The sequence below is a fragment of the Megasphaera sp. AF13-6AC genome (assembly GCF_027685385.1).
GTDB classification, from domain to species: Bacteria; Bacillota; Negativicutes; order Veillonellales; family Megasphaeraceae; genus Megasphaera; species Megasphaera micronuciformis.
This window is the reverse complement of sequence record NZ_JAQCUN010000004.1, coordinates 21,190-28,138: the sequence shown is the minus strand read 5'-3', so window position 1 is coordinate 28,138 and position 6,949 is coordinate 21,190. Positions and strand designations below refer to the sequence as shown.

Sequence of the window (6,949 nt, the reverse complement as noted above, 5' to 3'; positions counted from 1 at the left end):
ATGAGTTGAGCCGTCATTTCACCGATAGTCAAATTACGCACGAAACCGTTTTTTGCCGAGGCACAAAAAGCGCAGTTCACGGCACAACCGACTTGTGACGAAAGACAAACGGAGTTGCCGTAATCATGTTTCATTAAAACCGTTTCTACAGTCTGTCCGTCCTGAAGACGTAACAACAATTTTACGGTTTCTTTATCTTCCGACACTTGTCGATCCGCTACTTCGGGGATGTAAATAGGCAATAATCCTTTCAGTATCTCCCGATCCTTTTTCGGTAAAAGTACCATTTCATCCCATGACCAGATATTTTCTTTATAAATATAATGAAATATTTGGTCGGCGCGAAATTTTTTTATACCGGCTTCTACCAAAATATCTTGTAATTGCCCTTTAGTTATCGAAAAAATATCGTTCATTATTTTCGTCTCAACTTTGCAATAAAAAATCCGTCCAATCCGTCATCTTGTGGTAATATACTCAAATAATCACTGTCTTTTGAAAAACCGAATGCATTTCCTACCGGTACGACCTCAAAGTCCTTGTGACTGATTCTGAATGCATTTACAATATCTTCATTTTCAGCCCTATTCATCGTGCATGTACTATATACAAGCGTACCGCCCGGTTTAACGCACTTAGCGGCACTTTCCAAAATTTTTTTTTGCAATGGCGGAAAAACGGTTAAGTCCTCGGCCGTTTTACGCCAACGCAAGTCCGGTTTATGCCGTAAGATACCGAGGCCCGAACAAGGCGCATCGACGAGGACACAATCCGCCTTTTCCGGATATATCTCTCCTACCGAGGTTCCGTCTTGCAAACTGGTTCTCACATTTTTAAGCCCTAAGCGGTTTACATTATCTTCAATTAATTTTAACTTATGCTCATAAATATCAAATGCATAGACCGTTGAGCTCTTAGTCCCCAAGGTGGCCAGATGGGTTGTCTTGCCTCCCGGTGCGGCACAAACATCGAAAATGACAGTTTTTTCTTGCGGATCCGCTATAGCTGCTACTAATTGTGACGGTTCGTCTTGAATCAATCCGAGACCGTCGGCAATTTCCGTTAATTTATGAATTCCCGGATTTTTTTCGGCATAAATACCGTCCGGAGCATGCTCGGCCGGTCTACAGGGAATTCCCTTTTCCGATAACAGCTTCATAAGTCCTTCTCGGTCGATTCGCTCCGTATTGGCACGTATACAAAGTTCAGGAACCGTATCGAAATAGCGGCATAAAGTCACGGTATGATCCTGTCCGAACTCTGTTATCCATTTCTCTATAAGCCATGACTGCTGGTGCCAAGTCAGGGATAAGTGAAGAACCGGATTCTCGTCAAAAGTAGGGATTGCCAACCGTTCTTTTTGACGCAAGCTGTTACGTAACAGAGCGTTGACAAACTTGGCCATCCCTTCATTGCCGAAACGACGAGCCAATTTTACGGCTTCATTACAAGCTGCCGACGGAGGTACTTTATCCATAAAAAACAATTGATAAAGCCCCATCCGTAATACGGCCAGGCATACCGGATCAAGGGAGTTTTTTTTGCGACTTGATAAAATGCCGATAATATAATCGACATAGTTTAACGAACGCAAGGTTCCGTATACGAGTTCCGTATAAAAACGTCTGTCCCGATCCGTAAATTTTTCTTTTTGAATTATTTTCGACACGACAATATTGCTGTAAGCACCGTCTTTGCAAACGGCTATGAGCGAATGAAATGCCGCTTCGCGTACATTCATATATATCTCCGATCTTTTTATTCTATGCCTAAGACAGCACCGACCTGTAAGTCATGACTCTGTAAGAATTGAGCGGACGTCATAGTTTTGCGGCTTTCCGGCTGTACAGAGGTCACCTTCAAAGCCCCTGCCCCTGTTTGCACCGTAAAGTCCGACTTACTTACGGAGATTACCGTTCCCGGCGCGTTATCCGTAGAAGCTTGTACGGCATGGGCTACATGTATTTTCAGGCGCTTCTTATCCCAAAACGTGTAGGCACCCGGCGAGGGTTCCAACGTACGTACAGTCCTTTCAATAACTATGGCGTCTTCTTGCCAATTAATACGAGCCATGGACTTATCTATTTTTTGTGTATACGTAGCCGCCTTATGGTTTTGGCGTACGGCATTTTTTTCATAAGAATCAGGATCGGCCAATACTTTTAATAACGCATCCTTGCCGAGGAGGGATAGCTTTTCGAAGAGAGAACCCGTTGTTTCGTCAGATGCCAAACGGATTTTTTCCTGAAGCAACACATCGCCCGTATCCATACCTTCATCAAGCTTCATAATTGATATACCCGAATATTCATCGCCGTTTAAAACGGCATACTGAATAGGCGCCGCTCCTCTGTATTTAGGTAAGAGCGACGCATGAATGTTAATGCAACCGTACGGGGCGGCTGTCAATATTTGAGAAGGTAAAATTTTGCCGTAGGCAATAACGACAATAATCTGGGCTTGCAAGTCCGTAAGTGTCTTAATGACCGATTCATCTCGTACCGATTCGGGCTGCAATACAGGTAAACCCAACTCCAAGGCCTTCTCCTTTACAGGCGAAAAAGAAACGGTTTTACCGCGGCCGCGCTGCTTATCCGGTTGCGTTACGACTGCAACCACCTCGTGACCGGCGGCAACGACGGCTTCCAGTGACGGTACGGAAAAATCGGGGGTTCCCATGAATAAAATCTTCATTATGACTCATCCACTTTCCGTAAATTAACAGCTTTTTCCGTAAACAAATGCCCTTTTAAATGGTCCATTTCATGTTGAAATATACGAGCTAAAAAACCCTCAGGTTCATATATGACAGTCTTGCCGAAGCGATTTTTCGCCTGTACTTTTATTTTGGTATATCTGGATACATCTCCGTATATACCCGGTACACTGAGACAACCTTCCGGGCCGTATTCCGTTTCTTCCGACACGTCCAAAATTTCCGGATTGATTAACTCAATCAATCCGTTGCCGTCATCAAGAACCACGATTTGCAGGGACTCGTTGACTTGAGGCGCAGCCAAACCGACGCCTTCGGCTGAATACATGGTTTCCGCCATATCATCAAGAAGACGTTTAACGCGTTTGGTTATCGTTTTAACAGGAGCTGCCGTTTTCTTTAAAACGGGAGCTCCGTCTTTTACTATTCGTAATGCTGACATACAAGCAAACTCCTTATTTCTGTTCCATTCTATTGATTGCATGGATGTTCCCTTATTATATCCCATTTAAGGGGACAATACCAGTAGGAGCGTACAGCGGCGAGGTTTAAAAATTTGGATCCGCATCAATTAAAACACCGCGCTTCCAAAAAGCCTTATCCTTGTGTATAAAGGCTTTAACGGGGGCAGGATTGAGAGCTCGTATTAAGATAACAATACGGAATTTATTGCGTATTTTCTTAATAATATCTACATAAGGACCGATGATTTCCAAGTCGCCCGCACCTTCCGATTTTGCATACAGATTCAGTCGTTCATACAGATCATTGCCTCGACGCCATAAATCCTTTTCATCTTCATCAATAATGGTAATCTTCACCAATTTACCGAAGGGGGGATATGCCAATTCCCGTCGAAATTCGATTTCTTCTTTAAAGAATCCCTCATAGTCCTGATTCTTGCTGTGCTTTATTACATAGTGATCGGGGGCGTAAGTTTGCATGACTACTTTACCCGGAGTACGGTCTCTGCCTGCGCGTCCGGCTGCTTGCGTCAAGAGTTGGAACGTTCGCTCGCCTGCCCAATAGGCCGGTAAGTTCAGTAAACTGTCGGCCGCCAAAATGCCGACAGCTGCTACGTCGGGAAAATCATGGCCCTTAGCGACCATTTGAGTCCCCAATAAAATATCGTATTCATGCCGTCTAAAGGCTTCGATAATGGTGTCACCGCTGTTTTTACGAACCGTCGTGTCCTGATCCAGTCGTACGACACGTGCCTGCGGAAAGAGCTCTCGAATCTCCGCTTCTACCCGTTCCGTGCCGGCACCGAAAAACTTGATATATTTACTGCCGCACTGAGGACAGCGTTCGGGAATATCCGCTACAGCCTCACAATAGTGACACCGCAGGTGTTCCGACTGCTTATGGTATACCATCGGTACATCGCAGGTTTTACATTTAACGACATAACCGCATTTTCGACACATGACGAAGGTGGAAAATCCTCTTCGATTTAACAAGACAATAGCCTGTCGCTTTGTCGCCAACGTAGCTTTTAACAAGTCTTTCAATTTTTCCGAAAGAACGCCGTAATTTTGCATTTCCAATTCTTGGCGCATATCGACAACTTCTACTTCCGGTAAAGGACGATTGAGGACGCGATGCTTCAGTTCGATTAAACCGTATTCTCCCTTAAGGGCTTTTTCATAATCATTTACAGACGGGGTAGCACTGCCCAATATAACCGGAGCTTTGTAATAAGAAGCACGTTTTCTTGCCACTTCTACGGCATGATAACGAGGGGTCTCATCTTGCTTATACGAACTGTCGTGTTCTTCATCGATTATGACCAATCCCAAATCGGCAAAGGGAGTAAATACGGCAGAGCGAGCTCCGATACAAACGGCACTCTCACCCGTTGCCATACGGCGGCGATTGTTTTCCCGTTCGCCCTTGGACAATTGACTATGCATAACCGTCACCTCGTTGGCAAAACGTGCCGTAAAGCGACGCACAATTTGTCCGGTTAAGGCTATTTCGGGGACCAGAAGAAGAACCTGCTTGCCCTTGCGAATTATTTTTTCGGCAAGCCGCATGTACACTTCCGTTTTACCGCTACCCGTAACGCCGCGCATGACCCAAGTCCGGCTTGTCGCATCGGTTTCTACAGCCTGCACGGCGGCTTCCTGCTCTGCCGTTAAGGTCCATTTTTCATCTTTTTCGGCGGCAGTAGGCAGGTAAACCGTCTCTTTTTCTCTGTAAAAGACTTCGACAAAATCCGTCTCGCTTAAATGATTGATTACGACTCTTCCGTAACCGGCTTCCATTAAAGTATCAAAGGATGCTTCCTTTTTCTCTTCCAAAAAAGACAATAATCGGGCCTGTTGTTTTTTACGAGCCAATATTTTGTCAACGTCCGTTTTTATGAATCGCAACCATTTTTTTGTCTTAGGCCCTATCTTATTTAAAACTCGTTCAGACCTCAATAAAATCCCCTTATTTACCAAGGAATCCAAGGCTTGCGGATCCACTCGGCACAACAGGTCCCTTTCTCTATGCTCCTTCCGATCCGATACGGAGGATAAAACTTGTCGTTCCGCTTCCGTTAACGCCGCAGGAATATCCGCTTCGGCACGAAGTTTCACTTCGTAATCATAGGCTATACCGTGTTTTTCAATGAAAAAAAGACGTAGTGCATCAGCCAGGTTGCAGACATAATATTGACTGATCCATAAGGCGGTCGCCATAATTTCATCCTGTTTTCCTGGTTGAACAGATAAAACAGCCTGAATGGGCTTTAGTTTAAATTCTGGAATTTGTGTGAGTTCATCTTCTGTAGAAACTACGATACCCTCTTCCCTTCGAGTGCCGAAGGGGACCAGAACACGAGCTCCGATAACAATACGCTCTTTCAAACTATCCGGAACTAAGTATGTAAAAGTTTTTTGCAGCCCTTTGGCTGTTATATTAATGATGACATGAGCAATCATACAGGCTCCTGAAAAGGGGGAGACCTGAAACGGTCCCCCCCGAATGTAAGAACTTATAAACCGGCTTCTTTGCGAAGGATTTCGGCTTTATCCGTTTTTTCCCACGGTAAATCGAGATCGTTGCGGCCGAAGTGACCGTATGCAGCCGTTTGTTTGTATATAGGACGTTGCAAATCGAGCATCTTAATAATGCCGGCAGGACGCAAATCGAAGTGTTTGCGAATCAGTTCAACTACCTTATCGTGATCGCACTTTCCGGTACCGAAAGTTTCTACGCGAATAGAGACGGGATGTGCTACACCGATGGCATAGGCCAACTGGAGTTCACATTTATCAGCCAAGCCGGCAGCGACGATATTCTTGGCAACGTAACGAGCCGCATAAGCAGCGGAACGGTCTACCTTCGTGGGATCCTTACCGGAGAAAGCACCGCCGCCGTGACGTGCCATGCCGCCGTATGTATCGACAATGATTTTACGTCCCGTTAAACCGGCATCCCCTTGGGGACCGCCGATAACAAAGCGACCGGTCGGATTGATAAAGAGTTTCGTATTTTCATCAAATAATCCGTCAGCCAAGACGGGTTTAATGACAAATTCAATCAAGTCTTTTTCAATTTGCTCACGGGTTACTTCCGGACTGTGTTGTGCGGAAATAACAATGGTATCCACATGTACGGGTTTACCGTCATCATATTCGACCGTAACCTGTGTTTTGCCGTCGGGACGCAAATAGGTAAGTGTACCGTCTTTGCGAACCTTCGTCAATTGGCGAGACAGTCTGTGTGCCAAGGAAATAGGTAACGGCATGTATTCTTCCGTTTCATTCGTAGCATACCCGAACATGAGACCCTGATCACCGGCGCCGATAGCGTCGAATTCGTCTTTGTCACCGCCTTTTGCATCTTTGGCTTCTTTAGCTTCATCAACACCCATGGCAATATCGGATGATTGTTCGTCTAAAGATACTAAAACACCGCAAGTATCGCAGTCGAAACCGTATTTAGCACGAGTATAACCGATGTCGCGCACCGTTTCTCGAATAATTTTAGGAATATCAACATAACAACTTGTCGATATTTCCCCTACAACATGGACTAACCCGGTTGTTACCAAGGTTTCGCAAGCCACGCGGGCATTTGTATCTTGAGCTAAGATGGCGTCCAAAATACCGTCGGAAATTTGGTCAGCCATTTTATCGGGATGGCCTTCCGTTACCGATTCGGATGTAAAAAATTCGCGGTTTTTTGCCATTCGTATAAACCTCCTGTTTCATAAATAAAAAAATCCCTCTACAAAAGAGG

Annotated in this window: 5 protein-coding genes and 1 pseudogene; all 6 read right to left on the bottom strand. The window is 45.1% G+C overall.

The window, feature by feature from the left end; translation table 11 throughout:
* Window positions 1-416: pseudogene (locus PGX78_RS00660) on the bottom strand (23S rRNA (adenine(2503)-C(2))-methyltransferase RlmN); the annotation flags it as partial.
* Window positions 416-1,741, bottom strand: coding sequence for a 16S rRNA (cytosine(967)-C(5))-methyltransferase RsmB (gene rsmB, locus PGX78_RS00655; protein ID WP_270444769.1), 1,326 nt, complete (start codon window positions 1,739-1,741; stop codon window positions 416-418). The pseudogene PGX78_RS00660 and the gene rsmB, both read right to left, overlap by 1 nt.
* A 17-nt stretch (window positions 1,742-1,758) precedes the next feature.
* Window positions 1,759-2,694, bottom strand: coding sequence for a methionyl-tRNA formyltransferase (gene fmt / locus PGX78_RS00650; RefSeq protein ID WP_270444766.1), 936 nt, complete (start codon window positions 2,692-2,694; stop codon window positions 1,759-1,761).
* Complete coding sequence (gene def, locus PGX78_RS00645) at window positions 2,694-3,158, bottom strand: peptide deformylase (protein WP_040774039.1); 465 nt, start codon at window positions 3,156-3,158, stop codon at window positions 2,694-2,696. Before def ends, fmt begins: the two co-directional genes overlap by 1 nt.
* A 106-nt stretch (window positions 3,159-3,264) precedes the next feature.
* Window positions 3,265-5,646 carry a primosomal protein N' gene (gene priA / locus PGX78_RS00640; RefSeq protein WP_270444762.1) on the bottom strand — a complete coding sequence of 794 codons (2,382 nt, stop codon included), beginning with the start codon at window positions 5,644-5,646 and terminating at the stop codon, window positions 3,265-3,267.
* Between the two features lie 53 nt (window positions 5,647-5,699).
* Window positions 5,700-6,899, bottom strand: coding sequence for a methionine adenosyltransferase (gene metK / locus PGX78_RS00635; protein ID WP_270444760.1), 1,200 nt, complete (start codon window positions 6,897-6,899; stop codon window positions 5,700-5,702).
* Between the last annotated feature and the right edge of the window lie 50 nt (window positions 6,900-6,949).